General features: G+C 60.1%; 16 protein-coding genes and 1 riboswitch. Of the genes, 8 read left to right on the top strand and 8 right to left on the bottom strand.

Going from position 1 to position 16,777, the window contains the following annotated elements:
• Positions 1–581: 581 nt before the first annotated feature.
• The 3 genes from ABE960_RS10825 to ABE960_RS10815 all read right to left on the bottom strand — a co-directional run bounded on the left by ABE960_RS10825 (position 582) and on the right by ABE960_RS10815 (position 3,285).
• On the bottom strand, positions 582–1,448 hold the full coding sequence (locus ABE960_RS10825) for a hypothetical protein (RefSeq protein WP_349762279.1): 867 nt from the start codon (positions 1,446–1,448) through the stop codon (positions 582–584).
• Between the two features lie 77 nt (positions 1,449–1,525).
• Entirely contained in the window at positions 1,526–2,431 is a 906-nt protein-coding gene (locus tag ABE960_RS10820) for a caspase family protein (RefSeq protein WP_349762278.1), read from the bottom strand.
• Positions 2,432–2,454: 23 nt separating this feature from the next.
• Positions 2,455–3,285 carry a hypothetical protein gene (locus tag ABE960_RS10815; protein WP_349762277.1) on the bottom strand — a complete coding sequence of 277 codons (831 nt, stop codon included), beginning with the start codon at positions 3,283–3,285 and terminating at the stop codon, positions 2,455–2,457.
• 269 nt (positions 3,286–3,554) lie between these two features.
• On the opposite strand from ABE960_RS10815, the gene ABE960_RS10810 reads away from it, so the two are divergent.
• A protein-coding gene (locus ABE960_RS10810) for an IS630 family transposase (protein ID WP_349762276.1) occupies positions 3,555–4,567 on the top strand; the annotation gives its coding sequence in 2 pieces (ribosomal slippage) (positions 3,555–3,942 and positions 3,942–4,567; 1,014 coding nt in all).
• Positions 4,568–4,734: 167 nt separating this feature from the next.
• Here the strand turns inward: ABE960_RS10810 and ABE960_RS10805 are convergent.
• The 3 genes from ABE960_RS10805 to ABE960_RS10795 form a co-directional block, all read right to left on the bottom strand.
• Entirely contained in the window at positions 4,735–4,869 is a 135-nt protein-coding gene (locus tag ABE960_RS10805) for a hypothetical protein (RefSeq protein WP_349762275.1), read from the bottom strand.
• 122 nt (positions 4,870–4,991) lie between these two features.
• On the bottom strand, positions 4,992–5,372 hold the full coding sequence (locus ABE960_RS10800; RefSeq protein WP_349762274.1) for a hypothetical protein: 381 nt from the start codon (positions 5,370–5,372) through the stop codon (positions 4,992–4,994).
• A gap of 138 nt (positions 5,373–5,510) precedes the next feature.
• Positions 5,511–6,188 carry a hypothetical protein gene (locus tag ABE960_RS10795; RefSeq protein WP_349762273.1) on the bottom strand — a complete coding sequence of 226 codons (678 nt, stop codon included), beginning with the start codon at positions 6,186–6,188 and terminating at the stop codon, positions 5,511–5,513.
• Positions 6,189–6,349: 161 nt separating this feature from the next.
• Positions 6,350–6,427, bottom strand: a riboswitch (SAM riboswitch).
• Between the two features lie 132 nt (positions 6,428–6,559).
• Here ABE960_RS10795 and ABE960_RS10790 point away from each other — a divergent pair.
• From ABE960_RS10790 to ABE960_RS10760, 7 genes are all read left to right on the top strand, one after another.
• A complete protein-coding gene (locus ABE960_RS10790; protein WP_349762272.1) occupies positions 6,560–7,090 on the top strand; it encodes a terminase small subunit in 531 nt (176 codons plus the stop codon).
• A gap of 244 nt (positions 7,091–7,334) precedes the next feature.
• A complete protein-coding gene (locus ABE960_RS10785) occupies positions 7,335–7,808 on the top strand; it encodes an HD domain-containing protein (RefSeq protein WP_349762271.1) in 474 nt (157 codons plus the stop codon).
• Positions 7,809–8,004: 196 nt separating this feature from the next.
• Positions 8,005–8,502, top strand: coding sequence for a DUF3015 family protein (locus ABE960_RS10780; protein ID WP_349762270.1), 498 nt, complete (start codon positions 8,005–8,007; stop codon positions 8,500–8,502).
• Between the two features lie 76 nt (positions 8,503–8,578).
• Positions 8,579–10,435 (top strand): Lnb N-terminal periplasmic domain-containing protein, encoded by a 1,857-nt coding sequence (locus ABE960_RS10775; protein ID WP_349762269.1) that lies wholly within the window; start codon positions 8,579–8,581, stop codon positions 10,433–10,435.
• A gap of 126 nt (positions 10,436–10,561) precedes the next feature.
• Positions 10,562–10,864 carry a hypothetical protein gene (locus ABE960_RS10770; RefSeq protein WP_349762268.1) on the top strand — a complete coding sequence of 101 codons (303 nt, stop codon included), beginning with the start codon at positions 10,562–10,564 and terminating at the stop codon, positions 10,862–10,864.
• Positions 10,865–11,737: 873 nt separating this feature from the next.
• Entirely contained in the window at positions 11,738–12,718 is a 981-nt protein-coding gene (locus ABE960_RS10765) for a sugar kinase (RefSeq protein ID WP_349762267.1), read from the top strand.
• Positions 12,719–12,752: 34 nt separating this feature from the next.
• Complete coding sequence (locus ABE960_RS10760; RefSeq protein ID WP_349762266.1) at positions 12,753–13,733, top strand: 2-hydroxyacid dehydrogenase; 981 nt, start codon at positions 12,753–12,755, stop codon at positions 13,731–13,733.
• Between the two features lie 168 nt (positions 13,734–13,901).
• Here ABE960_RS10760 and uxuA read toward each other — a convergent pair whose 3' ends face one another.
• Both uxuA and ABE960_RS10750 read right to left on the bottom strand, forming a co-directional pair.
• The gene (gene uxuA, locus ABE960_RS10755; protein WP_349762265.1) at positions 13,902–15,080 is read right to left on the bottom strand and encodes a mannonate dehydratase; all 1,179 of its coding nucleotides are present in this window, start codon (positions 15,078–15,080) and stop codon (positions 13,902–13,904) included.
• Positions 15,081–15,093: 13 nt separating this feature from the next.
• Complete coding sequence (locus ABE960_RS10750) at positions 15,094–16,578, bottom strand: mannitol dehydrogenase family protein (protein WP_432765366.1); 1,485 nt, start codon at positions 16,576–16,578, stop codon at positions 15,094–15,096.
• Positions 16,579–16,777: the final 199 nt, after the last annotated feature.

Here is a 16,777-nt window from a genome sequence, read left to right as displayed (position 1 = left end):
GTAGGTGACCGTTTAAGAAGCAGCCAGACTATATCGTAAATAGCTAAAGACTCTGTATCAGGGCCTTGCGTTAGGCCTTCTATTTATGCAGTTTTCGCACTGTTGGCCACCGTATCCTAGATTTTCCGGTTCACTTTAATCTAGTGTTCTCTTGTCCGCTGTACGAGATCACCGACATGTCAGGTACTCCATTGCTCACGGGACTCGGCGGCGGCTGGAGCGGCTCGTTGCTGACAGTCAGGTACGAAGTTCGAGAGAGGTTTTCAGAACAATACGCGCATGACCGCCAGGTGCTGGCCCATCATGACGCAACAGTCGCAACACGCAACAGGCCATGCTCGAGGAGCTCCGAGCGATGCGTCGGGAGTTGGTCGCTCTCCGGGCCAGGTTGTCTTCCAGATGCCGGCAAGCCCGCTGCAGCGATGGCAACGGATCAGGGAAGCGTGGATCGCCGCAGGTGGCTTTGGTGGGAAGCGTCAGGCCTGCCGCCTGCCGCCTTGCCCGCTCGCGCATGTCGGTTTCCGTGGCGCCAAAGCTGAGCAGTGACCGTTCGGACATGACCGTGATCCATGCCTCGCAGACTAAAATGTCATCGTTAGCTTGGTACCGACCGACTCGTTGGTAGTGTCGAATCCGCTGCCGATGTATTCGGAGAATGTATAATAAGGCACGATTTCCAACCGGTCGGTTATTGAGAAGTGGATTTGTGCCATAGCACTAACCGTATCTGCTTTATCTCTCTGATACTTGTCATCTAGAATGAACTTTGTAATCGTCTCGCCTTCGAACACAGTCAAGCTCCCATGCGCACGATGCCCCAGTGGCACACCAGCTGTTAGGGTGATGTCACGATGGATTTCTGTGTCATACCTTTCATAATCGACGTGACTAAACTTGAGCTCACCGGATAAGTCGACAACCCCGATCGAGTACGAAACGCCGAACGAGGACGCAGCGGCTGTGTGGTCCTGCATTGCAACCGAAGACCAGTCATTCTCAAGTTCAAATGCCCCAGAGATCTGCGCCCCATTCATGCTGCGATTGAATTTCAAGCGTCCAAGCGCCGCGCCGTGCGTGAGATCATGAGCATAATGGTCATTCTGATTAACCGAACCTTCTACGCTGAACAAGTAATCGGAGCCGGATACAAGAACTCGTCCTAAAGTGAGGTCAATATTCCAGAAGTTCAGGTTTTTTGTATCATGTAATTTTAGCGAAGATGAGCCGGAGCTGTAAAATTTTCCTGATCGCCAAGACATGTTATGTGTCAGACCGAGCGAATGATGGTTGGATTCAATATCTAAAACCAGAGGGGTTTCTTGTTTGAAACTTTGGGCTAGTAACTGGTTAGAGTAACTCATTCCTATTACAATAACAGATAGACATAATACAATCTCACACCACTTGCTCGACAGTGGAGTGAAAAGCCTGCGCATATTATTTTCCATTTTTTCACCAGACCCAGACAATTAAAGAGGCCGCGAATCGCCTGTCTGGAAAGAAAGCATCTCGCGGCCTCTCTTCACTAAAGAACCGTCAGATCAAGCAGCAACCCTTTCGGATCAAAAGACGTAGGATGCTGTAGGCAGTTCTCGAAATACTGATCTGCGGATTGGTAAATCGCACCATCATCTGACGCTGCAATACGTTCACAATTCGCTAGCGCCTCACGATGCGTCTTGTCTCGAGAAATACTGAAAACATCGGCAAGGCTTGTCCCCGTCGGAGCATTCTCAAGCGCTGTCGCGAATTCTTCAGTGAATCGTGCTCCGGATTGATCATCAGTAAAAGTCGACGTCTGCTTAGCACCAGCTGAAAAGATGTAAGCGATCTTTTCGTCGTCACTTAACTTTTCAATGGGGTTGTGGACAAGTTCGTGTGCAGCCGACTCGGCATGACACGCCTCGATAATTACCACAACGTTTGCACCCGTATCGCTAGCGAACATTGACAGCTCGTCCCGCAACTCGCGTGCCGAAAGCCACTTCCCCTCGGTAACGGCTTTCGAGAAATCCTTCGGAGCATTTTTCGTGTAATAGGCAAAGACCTCGCCATGAACCGGATAACCCTTGTAGGTATGCGGCAATATACCGCCATGGCTCATTTGAAAGAAATACAGCGTGTCTCCCTGTTGTGTTGTTGCCCGCAGTTCATCTAATTTGGCATAGAGATTGTGCGGCGTTGCGTCGGTCTGCAAGAGCGCATGGGCGTTGGCCTTATCGACGGGCAAAGATCCAGTAATCGCATCTGTCATTTTTGCACTGTCAATTTGGCACATTTCAACCATTTTTTTATTGGTTGCAAGGTCGTCACCATGCTTCCATGGTGGACAAGAAGTGACAGCAAGGAATGAGTTAGCGGCATAAAGTGGTGATACAAAAATCATCGCCAAGATAGCCACTAAGAGAGTCTGTCTCGTTTTAACGAACATGGAAATCTCCAGATGACTTAGTTTTAATTCGCTACCGTTCCGTCAAGGCGGGCACAGGTTTTAGCTGATGATGCCATCACCATGCTGCCTTTTACTTCGCAAGGAACGCGATAGCTTTGCTGGGAGGGTTGCACCTTGCCGCCCGCGTTTTCGCAACTGTCCACCGAGGATGCTAGAAGCGCCTCGCTACCGAAAGAACATTGCACGCCGCTCGTGGTAGCTCTGGGACCAAGGTTGAAGCCACCAAAAGGCGTATTGATACCAGCGTTACCGACCGGAGTATTGAGATTGAAGCCACGTAGCGTAAGTACACCCTCGGGACCAAGGTTGAAGCCACCAAAAGGTGTATTGATACCAGCGTTACCGACCGGAGTGTTGAGATTGAAGCCACCTACCGGCGTATGTACACCCACGGGACCAAGGTTGAAGCCACCAAAAGGCGTATTGATACCAGCGTTACCGACCGGAGTATTGAGGTTGAAGCCACCAAAAGGTGTATTGATACCAGCGTTACCGACCGGAGTATTGAGGTTGAAGCCACCAAAAGGTGTATTGATACCAGCGTTACCGACCGGAGTGTTGAGATTGAAGCCACCAAAAGGTGTATTGATACCAGCGTTACCGACCGGAGTGTTGAGATTGAAGCCACCAAAAGGCGTATTGATACCAGCGTTAACGAGCGGAGTGTTGAGGTTGAAGCCACCTACCGGCGTATGAACACCCACGGGACCTAGATTAAAGCCACCAAATGGCGTGTTGACGCCCGCGTTGCCGAGCGGTGTATTGAGGTTGGCATTTGCCCCGGAGCTCAATGCGGCGGCAAGTAGCGCAGTGGTGATCACGGATTTAATCATGTTGTTATTCCTTAGCATAACGTTAACAGATGTGAGCTGACATCTCTTAAAGGGTCCGCCAGCAAACTAAAGGTCGACCAAACGGGCACAGTGGATCAAATTTTTTTTTGTAACCAAATGTAAATAAGAACGCCCACTCGAACCAATATCCATTCTCACGTCTGCGGAACCTGTCAACTTGATTCAGACCTGAATCCGTGAGCCCGGTAAGTGCCTAATATAAAGTTTTCGTGCATAATGTCTGTAGGATACCTGACACGGACGGAACCATGGCAAGGCGCTTCGTTGCCCCTCTCACTGAACCCGAGCAGCAGACGCTGTCTTCCGCCTATCACCATGGTAAGAAGCGCGCCCTACGCCGACGTGCGCATGCCATCTTGCTGAGTGATCAAGGCCATACCATCGGCCAGATCAGTGAGATCTTGCAGGTCCGCCGTGATGCCGTATCTCGATGGCTTAAACAGTGGGAAGCGGCGGGGCTCGATGGGTTGATCGACAAGCCGCGCAGTGGCCGCACGCCGGTCTTGGATGACAACGACCACCGGCGACTGCAGGAACTGGTCGCCGAACAGCCACATCAGCTCCGCTCCTTGCATGCCCGCTTTCAGGAAGAGACGGGGAACAACATTAGCATGGTGACGCTCCGCAGGGCGCTGAAAAAAATAGGCTCAGCTTCAAACGTATTCGGCATTCATTGAAGGCACGGCGTGACGAAACGGATTTCCGCAACACACAGGGCCTCCTCAAGGTGCTCCAGCAGCGGGAAGACCTGGGTGAGCACGAGCTCTATTACTTCGATGAATCGGGCTTTTCACAATCATCTCCGGTGCCATACGCCTGGAGCCCTATCGGTAAGCCCTGCGAGGTGATTGCCTACTCACGTAGCCGAAGGCTGAATGTACTGGGGTTCCTCAGCCGAGACGGGAAGCTGGTCTACCATACCAGCACGGAGCCGGTGACTACCGATACGGTCATCGAAGCATTTGATCAATTTGTGGCCCAGAAAGACCCCGATACCTTCGCCGTCGTGGTGCTCGATAATGCCAGCATGCATCGCTCCAAGGCCTTCAGAAGGAAGATTGTGGAGTGGATGTCGCATCGTGTGCACCTGGTCTACCTATCGGCTTACTCGCCGGAGCTGAACCTGATAGAAATTCTGTGGCGGAAGATGAAGTACGCATGGCTGCCGTTGAGTGCCTACCTCTCATTTGATCACCTCTGCAACGAGGTCTATCGCCTACTCGGCGGCTACGGGACTGAGTGCGCGATTAATTTTGAATAGCCACTTAGTAGACGCGCCAGGATTTGCTTGACCCGGGAAATCGGAACCGCTGGAATCGCTGATGAATTGTTGCTAGAAGATCACGTCGTCACCGAAGGGCGGTCGAGCATGGCTGCGTGGCTCGGGGCCAGTAAAACCCGGCACACTCGGTGCGACCGGGAGGGGCCTCAGCGCTTGCTCGGACTGCCCTTCTTGCCCTGCTCGCGAAGCTGCTTGTTCTGGTGCTTCCACCGCGCCATACGCAGGGCGCCGAACTGCTTGCCGTCCTCCTCGGTCTCCGGCCGGTTCGGGTCGTCCTTCATCACTGTCTCCTGTCGGCGAGAAGCAGAGGCCAGCTCGCGGTTGTTGGGTAGGCCCTCGAACTCTGCCGTGGACTCGAGGGCGGCTAGTACACCCCGGTATCGTCGATCATCTGCTGAGCTTTTTATCTGGAAACCTTGTGACGCCTGGCTACCAGACCGACCAGGTCAGCCGGCGGTGAAGCGGCACTGTTGCTGCTCTCAGTCGCGTCGTTGTCGAGCCTCTGGTCGATTGGAAACTGTCTCGTCCGCATCATGCCGGCGAAGAGCTCCCGCTCTTTCTGACGCTCCTTTTCCGGGCGCTGAGCACTGGCCTGGCTCGAGTCCTGATCGGCTTCGTCCTCGAAGTCTCCAACGCGGTCATCGTGACCCTGGGCTGCTCCATCCGTAGTGGCGGATGAAGTCCTCGAAGACCCTCTGGACGTGTGGTTGGAGCTGATCTCGGGCCCAGTCGAGAAGATCGGATCGTCCGGCTTCGCCAAGCCTTTGTTGATAATTTTGCCCATCAGGACTCTCCTTCCAGTTGTGGTCAGCGAATCCGCCGTCGAAGCGGATCAGTTTTACTTCTGAGGTGCTCGATTCGAGGCGTCTCCTCCCAGGGTAGAGCGATATCCTCGCGGCCGAAGTGAGCAGGTAGTGGCGAGTCATGAGCGGGTCGCCTTTCGCTCGGTGGCCAGAGCGTCCAGCTCGCCGGGCCCACCCTTCACACGGCAGTAGCCGCAGCCGAATTGATCCGAGCTGCTGCTGATCATCAGTCGATGGCTCTTTCCTGGGCAGTCGGCGTACCAGGCGGAAGGCGATCGGCCGGCGGGCTCGGGCCGCAGGCCCAGCCTGCGGGCCAACACGAGGATCGGTGCCTGGGCCTGCACTTCGGCCTCCTGGCGGTTGCGCTCAACCTCGGCCTCCAACTCGCCGACGATGCGGCGATGGGCAGACTCGGTGATCAGGGGGCCTTCGCGGAAGGCCTCGGGCCAGACATGACCGTGGCGGGCGGCGGTCAGGGCACGAAACAGGGTCTCGGCGCCGGTGGCGCGGGTTCCCTGGCTACCGGCCCAGGCCACGCGCCCCTGCTGATAGGCGTTGGCCAGTTGCTCCTCCCGCGGCTTGCCTGGGGCACCGTGGGTCAGGCCAGCGGCCCACAACTCGTCCAAGCCGTCATGGCGACGGAAGAACAGCGCCTCGGGGATCACGTCCACGATGCCCAGGTGGATCTCCTGCAGGCAGGCGAGATCGGCATCGTCGGGAACGCTCACGCGGTTTTCAGGCTGCTTGAGCCAGACATCCAGCCCGAGGTCGTGGGGCGGCTGATGAAGGTAGGGCATGTGAACTCCTGGCTACCCCTGGTATCGGTCGGCAAGCGCCGACTCGGGGGATGTGAGTCACGGCGCCGCTTTAGCTGCATTTCTATCCCGCCCGCAAGTTGGTGCTTAAATCGGCGGTGGCCCGAAGGCCAGGCAACAAAAAACCCACTCAGCGTGTGCTAAAGCGGGCCTCTGGGGTCGCTTTAGCTGAATTTGTAGAGCGCCCGCAAGCTGGTGGTCAAATCGGCGCTGAGATGGACGTTAGCGGTGAGCTGACAGGGTGTCAACGACGATGGCGGGCGATATTCATGACCCGTTGATTTCATTGCTGATATCAACTTACTTCATGATCGAGATATAATGAAAGTCCAGCCATCCGAGAGGATCGCCTCATGACCCGAGTTCGACTCACGCCAAAGCAATCCCGGTTCGTAGATGAATATCTGATCGACCTCAATGCCACCCAGGCGGCCATCCGTGCCGGCTACAGTGAAAAGACCGCCCGGCAGGTAGGCGCCGAAAACCTGTCAAAACCTGACATCGCCACCGCCATAGACGACCGCGTCCAGGAGCGCAGTGAGCGCACCCAGGTCGACGCCAACTATGTTCTCCAACGCCTGGTGGAGATCGACCAGATGGACGTCATCGACATCCTCGACGACGACGGAAGGCTCAAGCCTCTTCGAGATTGGCCGAGGGTCTGGCGCACCACCATCAGCGCCCTGGACCTATCAGAGCTGTGGGAAGGCCATGGTGATGAGCGGCAGCTGGTTGGCCTGCTCAAGAAGGTCAAGTGGCCGGACAAACCGAAGAACCTCGAGTTGCTCGGCAAACATGTCACCGTCCAGGCCTGGAAGGAGCAACGCGAGTTGTCGGGCAGATTGACCACCACTCACGAGGAAGCCCTGGAGGCTCTCGAGTGAAGGAAGGTCTGGCCGTCCGTGGCCATGCTGCTTCCTGCCGTTCCGGGGTGCCGCGAGCTACAAGACGGCCGTGGCCGAAAACTTCCGGCGACACCCGATTCAACAATGGTTCAGGATCCCACCTCTGGATGTAAGAGATAAGCGACAATCGATGTAAGCCGAGTTGACTCTCTCACTTCATTCCCTCTCACTGATATAACAGCCGGCACCTAACATCATCCGGCTCTGTGGGAGGCTTTGCTTCATGCGGCGACGATCGAAAAAGGCCAATTCATCACCGGTCACCGCCATTCCACATGAGCGGTGCCCCGCCAAGACATTCGTGACCGACGCCGGTGATGTGACCTTCGGTCGCAATGTCTTCAATCATTGCCAGATCGTGGGCGAGGTGGCACGGGTTCTCACGAGTCGCTACACCACTCCCCTCAAAGCCCATCTCTTCCCCGACGGTGCCGAACTGGTGGCCGCCTGCCATGACATCGGCAAGGCCAGTCCCACCTTCGTCGAGAAGCTCTATCGCGCTGCTGGGCGTGGAACCCACTCCCATCCGTCCCTGGCGAACGTCGATCCGGGTATTGAGCGGCAGTGGGGAGGCCATGCAGGCGTCAGCCAGGTGGCCGCCAAGCGGGCCCATGATGATGGCTTTGGTGGACCTCCCTGGCAGCAGGAATACTTTGGCAACGGGAGGTCTGAGTACGTCAATCGTTGGCGGGTCTGACGCTTTCATCGATGGTTTCGAATGTGTGGGGTTGTCGTAAGTCCAAAGGGAACTTGACCTCGTCATCTGGCCTTCCCTAGACCGCAACCTCATGGCGAAACCTTCCAGTCAGATCAGAAGAGTATCGGGAGTCGCCGGCCCCTCTCGATAAGCAAGAAAATGAGGCCGGCAATTTGCAAAAAAGGGAACTGAACGCATGAAACTTATGACAATCACCTCGGCCGTACTGGCCGGCAGTATGATGATAATTGGTGCCACCAGCGCCTCCGCCGCCACCAATGACAACATCAACCCCTGGCAGCACTGTGGTATTGGCGCGGCCATCTTTGATAAAAACGGCACTGCCGCTGCACTTTCCAACGTGATCTGGGATTCAGGCACCACCGCCGTGACCTCCGCGACCATCTCTCCGGAGACCTGCGAAAGCAAGGAAGTCGAGGTCGCTCAATTCGTTGACCAGACTTACGACCAGCTGGCCATGGAAACCGCCATGGGTGAGGGTGAACACCTCACTGCAGCACTGGGCCTGATGAACTGCAGCCGCGAGGCCCGCGAGGGTGTGGTCAGCCAGCTGCGCGCCGACCTAGAGCAGGCTAGTGCCACCGCCAACTATGCCGAGCAGGCCCATGCTGACAAGGCCTTCCAGTACTACAACAGCCTGAACCAGGCTGCCGCTAGCTGCGCCGCCAGCTAAGTGTTGCACGGGGTCGAGGCACTGCTGCCCGGCCCCGTTCTCCCCCCGAATACCTAAGCTAAGGACGACTTCGCCCATGCGACGCCTACTGGTGACGCTCTCGGCTCTGCTGTTCCTGCATGCCGGTAGCGCCCAGGCTGCCGATACCGCGCTGTCCGACCATTCACGGTGGAGTTCCCTGCTGCACTTCGACCGCGACGGTATCTTCAGCGAACCGCGTAGCGCAGTGCTCGATGATGCTTTTTTCCTGGCCGAGGATGGCCAGTACGATCCCGCTGCCGAATTGGCTGCCACCCTGGCGGCGCTGCGTGAAGCGCCGGAAGAAGGGGAAGTGCATGCCCGCTGCCGTTTCCCGGCCCGTGCCCTATGGTTGAGTCGTATGACCGGCGAACAATGGCCGGATGCCGAATGTCCAGAATGGGAGTCCTGGCAACAGAAACATGCTGGCGCCGAGGTCGGGCTGATGTTCGCCTCAGGCTATCTGGGTAACCCCGCTTCCTTCTTCGGTCATCTGATGCTGCACTTGGAACGAGAGGACGATGAGCAGGACGCCACGATGTCGCGACTGCTCGATACCAGCCTCAACTTCGGTGCCGACGTGCCCGAGGACGAGGGCCTCGCCACCTACATGGCCAAGGGTCTGCTCGGCGGCTACGTGGCCCGATACTCGCGTGCGCCCTTCTATCGAAACACCGCGCTCTATTCCGAACGCGAAATGCGCGACCTCTGGCACTACCGGCTCTCCCTGCCTGAGGCGGAACGCGAGTTGCTAGTGGCCCACCTCTTCGAGGTGATCGGACAGGACTATGACTACCTCTTCCTCACCGAGAACTGCGCCTCGCGCATCGCCCGAACTCTGGAGCTGGTGGTGGAGGAAGACCTTACCCCAGGCAATGCGCCCTGGGTGGCGCCGGAGACTCTGGTGCGCGGCTTAGGCGAGGCCGAGGTGGAGGGTAGACCGCTGCTGAAAAGCACAGAGCATATCCCCTCGCGGCGGCTGCAGACCGAGTGGCGCTATCACGACCTCGCCGCACCGGAGCAGAAGGCGGCCAGGGCAGTATGGCCCGAGATCAATCGCCTCGACCTTTTAGCGGCGCCCTTCCGCCAGCTCCCACCCAAACGCCAGGCCACCGTGCTGGATACCCTGCTCGGGCATGCGGCCTTCCTCAAGCAGACCGGGGACGAGCCGGGCCTGGCCGAGCGAGAGAGGCAGCTCTTGCAGGCTCGCCTCAAGCTTCCGGGGGGCACTGAGCCGCTGGAGCCCGGTGAGCAGGTGCCGCTGCACAAGGCCACGCCGCCGGCACTGGTGCGCGTGGAGGGCAGCTACCATGAAGCGCTGGGCGCCTCCTCCCGGTTGACCCTGCGCCCCCTGCAGTATGACCTGCTCGACGCCAACTCGACGCGCATGCCAAATGCCGCCTTGGAAATCGGGCGCATCGAAGTTGACCTCGGTGATGACGGGCCGAAGTTGAATCGCCTTGAGCTGTTTCATGTGACCAACCTGCATGCGCGCAGCGTGCCCTTGCCGGCCCTGCCCGGTATGGCCTGGCACGCCTCCGCCGGCATCGAGCGCTCTCGTCTGAACTGCAGAGACTGCTTGGACGGCCACATCACGCTGCTGGCCGGCAAGTCCCACCGTCTTGGCCGCTACCTGCCGTTCGCCATGGTGGGGGGGCAGTTTCGTAGCGAGCGCCACCAAGCCGGCCCGGTAGCGCCGATGGCCCAAGTGGGCGCGCTCAGCGACTGGAGTGTGAATCAGCGCACCCTGTTGCAGTTCACCCACTCCAACTCCTTGCAGGGCGAGGCTGGACGCCGCACGCAGTGGCGGCTCCAGCATCGGGTGGGGGTGAACAATGCGCTGGATCTGCGCGCCGGAGTGGAGGGGGATGACACCGCTCACGAGGTGAGCCTTGGGGTTTCCTGGTATTTTTAAGGGGCCACATGTCTATCACCATCTTCAATGTGAAGCGTTGTCACAAGCTCTCCGGCAATATGTCGGATGCCGTCTCAAGTCCGGGCGGACTTGGCCATGCTGGGGCAGCGGCCTTAACTCGAAGGCTTGCCCCCCCTCAACGACCTTTACGGCGCAGAGATCAGCGACGACGACAAGCTGCACTTCGCCAACGGCATCGCCGACCGCATCGAACGCGACGCATCCGTCATGGCCCAGATCCGCCATCATGACGAGGATCAGGTCATGCACGGGCTCTTCCCCAAGCGGGTCACCGACGCCGTGCTGGATGCCATGAGCGATCACGAGAAGCTCAGCATGCCGCTGCTGGAGGACGAGAAGACCGGCCGCCAGTTTGCACTGCTGATCCTGAAGCTGCTGGCGGGGAGGGAGGTCCGCACGCAGCAGTGATACGTAGGACAGTATTTATGATGCCGCACAGCGGCAAGGCTGGATGGAGCGGAATATGGAAAGCTTTGAGCAACGGGGATGGAGTATCAGAGAGCAGGCCAAGAGGCTGTTTCTCGATTACATGCGGTCCCGGCCTGAATGCCAGCCCGGGCAAGAGGGCATCAGACTGGCGCGAATATTCAGAGAGTGTGGGCTTGGCTGGGGGGATCAACGGAAAGCGACCGAGTCCCATCAGCAATACTGGGGTGTTGCCATCATGCGCATTCTCGAGGCCGAAGGCCTGACCGAGAGAGTTGGAGAGAAAGGGCCATGGCGTTTACGCTGACCTGATCAATGTTGTGATTGTGTTGTCCCCGGTAAGGCATAAGGCAACTAAAGGGGGCATTTTTAGGGGCATATTAAAATATGATCTTATAAAAAACCTTTTATATTCATAAGGTTGATCGGCCTTTTTATGGGACGCCGCCTCCACCAAACAAGTCGACGAATCAAGCGCCTACGGGCGCTTTTTTCGTTGATGCCCCCATCCAAAGCGAAAGCGGCAGCTGTTTCCCATTCTGGCTGAAAAGCAGAACCATGTGCTGCCATGGCCTTGGCATCTCTCGTCAAGCCGTTATGCATTTGTCTTGCCTGTACCGTGAGCCTACGATGGAAATGGTTCCATTTAGGCTGTGGAGCACGCGGCCTGAACGAGCACTCCCATGGCCAACCGATTGAAAATCCTGTAACCCTGTCCCGAACCATCCAAGTTTTCCTATCGGGCGGCGATGGAGACCCCAAGGCCATTGTGCGGACGGAAACGTGACCCTGGCGGCCACCCGCACACTCCTGGCCCTCGACGCCAGAACGATCCACACGACTGTGAGGCCCTCCATGTCCGCCGCTTCTCCCGCCCCCGAGCTCCTCACCTTCGGCGAGGCCATGACCATGTTCGTCGCCGAGAGCCCCGGCGACTTGGCTGACGTCGAACTCTTTCAGCGCCGCATCGCCGGAGCCGACACCAACGTCGCTATCGGGCTGGCCCGGCTGGGCTTTCACGTCGGCTGGTTGAGCCGGGTCGGGGTCGATGACTTCGGCACCTTCATTCGTCGAACTCTGGAGGCCGAGGGGCTGGACTGCCGGCACCTGACCATCGACCCAGACCACCCCACCGGCCTGGTGTTCAAGGAGCGCGCCCTGGGTGGCGCCGACCCCAGGGTCACTTACTTCCGCCGTGGCAGCGCCGCCAGCCATATGGCCCCCGCCGATGCGCGCGCCGTCGACTTTTCAGCATTGCGCCACCTGCACGCCACGGGCATCCCTCCCGCGCTCTCGTCCAGTGCCCGAGCGCTGTCGCGACATATGCTCATGCAGGCCCGCGAAGCCGGCGCCAGCATCTCCTTCGATCCCAACCTTCGCCCCAGCCTGTGGCGCAGCGAGGAAGAGATGCGCAGCACCCTCAATGACCTGGCCACCCATAGCGACTGGGTGCTGCCCGGCCTGGCCGAGGGTCGCCTGCTTACCGGGCAAAACACGCCCGAGGCGATCGCCGACTTCTACCTGGAGCGTGGCGCCAAGGCGGTCATCATCAAGCTGGGGCCGGAGGGCAGCTACTATCGAGGCAACCTGGGCGATCAGCAGGAGAGCTTCACCATGCCTGGCTTCCCGGTGGGCGAGGTGGTGGATACGGTGGGCGCCGGCGACGGCTTTGCGGTAGGCGTGGTCAGCGCCATGCTCGACGGTCGCTCTCCCCAGGAAGCGGTTCGCCGCGGCAACCTGATCGGCTCACTGGCGATTCAGGTGGTGGGCGACATGGAGGGGCTGCCCAGTCGCGATCGTCTCACGATGCTTGAAGCCGAGTTTTCTGCCCAGTAGGCGTAATGCCCGTCGCCCGGAAGGAGCCTCAACAATGAAGAAACGCATTCTCGCCTACGGCCGCCTGAACGACGACCAGCTGGCCCAGCTGGGCCATGACTTCGAGGTCCTGAACTTTCCCGGCCTGGCCTCCGCCGACGACCCCGCCTTCCGGTCAGCGCTGCCCGACGCTCACGGACTGATCGGGGCCAGCCTGGCCATCACCCCCCAACTGCTCGACGAGGCTCCCCATCTGGAGGCGATCGCCACCATCTCGGTGGGCTACGACAACTATCCGGTCGATGCGCTGACCCGCCGCGGCATCCTGCTGTGCAACACCCCGGACGTGCTCACCGAGACCACTGCCGACACCGGCTTCCTGCTGATCATGGCCGCCGCTAGGCGCGCCGTGGAACTGGCCGAGTGGGTCAAGCGTGGCGACTGGCAGGCCGGGATCGGCCCCGAGCGATTCGGCAGCGATGTGCATGGCAAGACCCTGGGCATGATCGGCTTCGGGCGAATCGGCGCCGCCGTGGCGCGCCGCGGCGCCCTGGGCTTCGGCATGCGGGTGCTCTACTCAAACGCCTCCCCCAAGCCCGAACTGGAGGCGGAGCTCGGTGCCGAGCACCATGAGATGGACGCGCTGCTCTCCGAGTCGGACTTCATCTGTGTCACCGTGCCACTCAACGCGGATACCGAGCATCTGATCGGCGAGCGAGAATTTGCGCTGATGAAGCCCTCCGCGATCTTCGTCAACATCTCCCGCGGGAAGGTGGTCAACGAGGCGGCGCTGATCGAGGCGCTGGAGATGGGCCGCATTCGTGCCGCCGGTCTGGATGTCTTCGAGCAGGAGCCGCTGTCGCCGGAATCGCCCTTGCCGCACATGACGAATGTGGTGGCCCTGCCGCACATTGGCTCGGCGACTCATGAGACGCGCACCGCCATGGCCCAGCGGGCCGTGGACAACCTGATCCTGGCGCTCAGGGGAGAGCGCCCGATCAGCCTGGTCAACGATGCTGCCTGGCGGTCCGTGTGACCCGCTTTGTTCTTCATGTCCGGGTGGCCCTGGTCACCGGCTGCAACGTCAATGGCCACGCCCTGGCGGAGAATGGCGGCTGGCTGGCACGCCAAGTCGTCTACTGACCTGCCTTGAAGGAAATGGGCCCACCGATCTCTCGAGGGGCCCGTTGCCTTGGAGAGTCGCTCAGGTCGTCAATCGGCGTACCGCCACTTCCACCCCACGCAGCTCGGCCAGGCCACGAAGCCGACCGTAGAGTGGATAGCCCGGGGCAGTGTCTCGGTGTCGATCATCGAGGATATGGTGGCCGTGGTCGGGGCGCAGCGGCAGGCGCGAGCCGCCTTCGCGCTCGCGGCGACGCTCCTCCTCCACCAGCGCCTGGATCACCGCCACCATGTCGACGTCGCCGTCGAGATGCGGCGCCTCATGGAAGGAGCGCGGGTCCGATGCTTCGCGCCGCGTCGACCGCAGATGGGCGAAATGTATCTTCGGCCCAAAGCGCCGGGCCATTGCGGCCAGGTCGACATCGGTGCGTACCCCATAGGAGCCGGTGCACAGCGTCAAACCATTGGCCGGACTGGGCACGGCGTCGAGGAGCCACCGGGCGTCGTCCGCATTGGAAACCACCCTGGGCAGCCCCAGCAGCGGCCGGGGCGGGTCGTCGGGGTGAATCGCCATGCGAATGCCTACCTCCTCCGCGACCGGGATCACCGCTCGCAGGAAGTAGCCGAGATGCTCACGCAGCCGCTCGGCATCGATCTCGGCATAGTCCGCCAACACGCTGCGAAAGCGTTCGAGGGTGTAGTGCTCCTCGGCCCCCGGCAGGCCGGCAATCAGGGTATTGACCAGCTTCTCGCGACCGTGCGCATCAAGACTATCAAGGTAGTGCCGGGCCTCGGCCTGCTCTTCATGGCCATACTCTGCCTTGGCCCCGGGACGCTCGAGCAGGAAGAGATCGAAGGCGGCGAAGGCGGTCTGGTCGAAGCGCAGCGCTAGTGCCCCGTCCGGCAGTGACCAACCGAGGTCGGTGCGGGTCCAGTCGAGCACCGGCATGAAGTTGTAGCAGACGGTGTCGATGCCGCAGGCCGCCAGGTGACGCAGCGTCTGGCAGTAGGTAGCGATCAGGGCATCGCGTTCGGGCCGGCCCTGCTTGATTGCCTCGGGCACCGGCACGCTTTCCACCACGGACCAGGACAGGCCGGCGGCCTCGATCATCGCCTTGCGCTCGCGGATCGCCTCCAGCGACCAGACGCTGTCGTTGGGCACCTCGTGCAATGCCGTGACGATGCCGGTGGCTCCGGTCTGACGGATCTCGTCGAGGCGAATAGGGTCCTTCGGGCCGAACCAGCGCCAGGTATGTTCCATGGGGGATCTCCTTTCAGCCTCGCGCCAGGGTGGCGAGCGCCCCCTCGAGGCCCTGTTCGGTCAGGAGGCGATAGGCCGTGAGTACCCCTTCGGCAAAGACGGTGTCAGCCGCGAGTGCCGGCGGCACCACGTCGTCCATGGCCAGGAAGGCCGTGACCAGCGCCTCGGGGTACTGTCCATGGCGCTCGTGAAGCGCCGCGAAGCGAGGCGCCAGGGGGTCATCCACCTCGTAGACGTTGCCCTGGATATCCCTGCCGGCGGTGTAGCGGATCCAGCCGGCCATGCCCAGCGCCGTGCAGGCCGCCGCCAGCCCCGCCTCGCGGCGTGCCAGGGTGCCGAGCAGCCAGCGCTGCGGCAGCTTCTGGCTGCCGTCCATGGCGATCTGGTGAAGCCGGTGGCGCAGGCTGTCGTTGGCGAAGCGCGACATCAGAGAGTCGGCGTAGGCCACGAGGTCAATGCCCTCGGGCATGGCCAGGGTCGGCGCCGCCTCCTCCAGCATGTAGCGGCGCAACAGAGCGCGCAGATCGCTGCGGCTGACGGCGTCATACACCGTCTCGATGCCCTCCGGTGCGCCCAGGTAGGCCAGCAGCGAATGACTCCCGTTGAGCATGCGCAGCTTCATGGTCTCGAAGGGCGCGACGTCGGCGACCATCTCGATCCCGTCTGCCTCCCAGTCCGGCCGCCCGAGCGGGAAGTGGTCTTCCACCACCCATTGGGCGAAGGTCTCACACACAACGGCGTTGGAGTCTTCTATACCCAATCTTGAGAGCTGGGTGAAATCGGCCTCGGTCATGGCCGGCACGATACGGTCGACCATGCTGCAGGGAAAAGCAGCCTCCGCAGAAATCCATTCCGCCAGCGCGGCGTCGCGATGCTCGGCCATCTGGATCACGGCATTGCGGGTGCGATGTCCATTGTCCGGCATGTTGTCGCAACTGAGCACCGTGAAGGGCGGCACACCCGCCTCTCTACGCCGCGCCAGCGCTTCCACCAGAATACCCAGCGCGGTATGCGGCGCCCTGGGCGAGGCGATATCGGCGGCGATCATGGGATCATCGGCGAGCAGCTCACCGCTGGCCTGATTGAGAAAGTAGCCCTTCTCGGTGACGGTGAGGGTGACGATGCGCGTCTCGGGCGACGCCATACGAGCCAGCAGGGCCTCCAGGTCGCGACCCCAGCGCCCGTTTGCATCACGGCCAGTGAACAGTGCCTCTTCGATCACCCCGATCTCACGCAGTGTCACCGTCTCGCTGTCGGCATACTCGGCCACATGGTAGCGATAGCCCGCCTCGCGCAGGCCATCCACCAGGTCGATGCTCGACCGCAGGTTGGCGCTGCTCACGCCCCAGGAGGTATCACCCGTGCGCTGGCGATAATGCTCGAGGTAGACCGCCTGTTGAGCGCGATGAAATGCCCCCAACCCCAAGTGGACGATCGCGATATGACCATTGGCCATGCTGCTGTTAATTCGTGTCACGTCAGGCACGGGACCCTCCATCGGTTCGATTTGCATTGGCCTACGGCTTCGATGAGAGCAGCTCTTCCCGCTAACCTGGCTCTCGCCCCAACGGCGAGAGGCATCGGTAGCCACCTCAGGCTTGTCACAGGCAATGCACCATGCCGTTGCAGCGGGCAGTGTGGCTGGACAACCTCACCGTCGTGCTGGTATGACACCATGATATTATGCTAACGGCAAT

Source organism: Halomonas aquatica, from assembly GCF_040196335.1.
GTDB lineage: Bacteria > Pseudomonadota > Gammaproteobacteria > Pseudomonadales > Halomonadaceae > Halomonas > Halomonas aquatica.
This window is presented reverse-complemented; position numbering and strand designations above follow the sequence as displayed.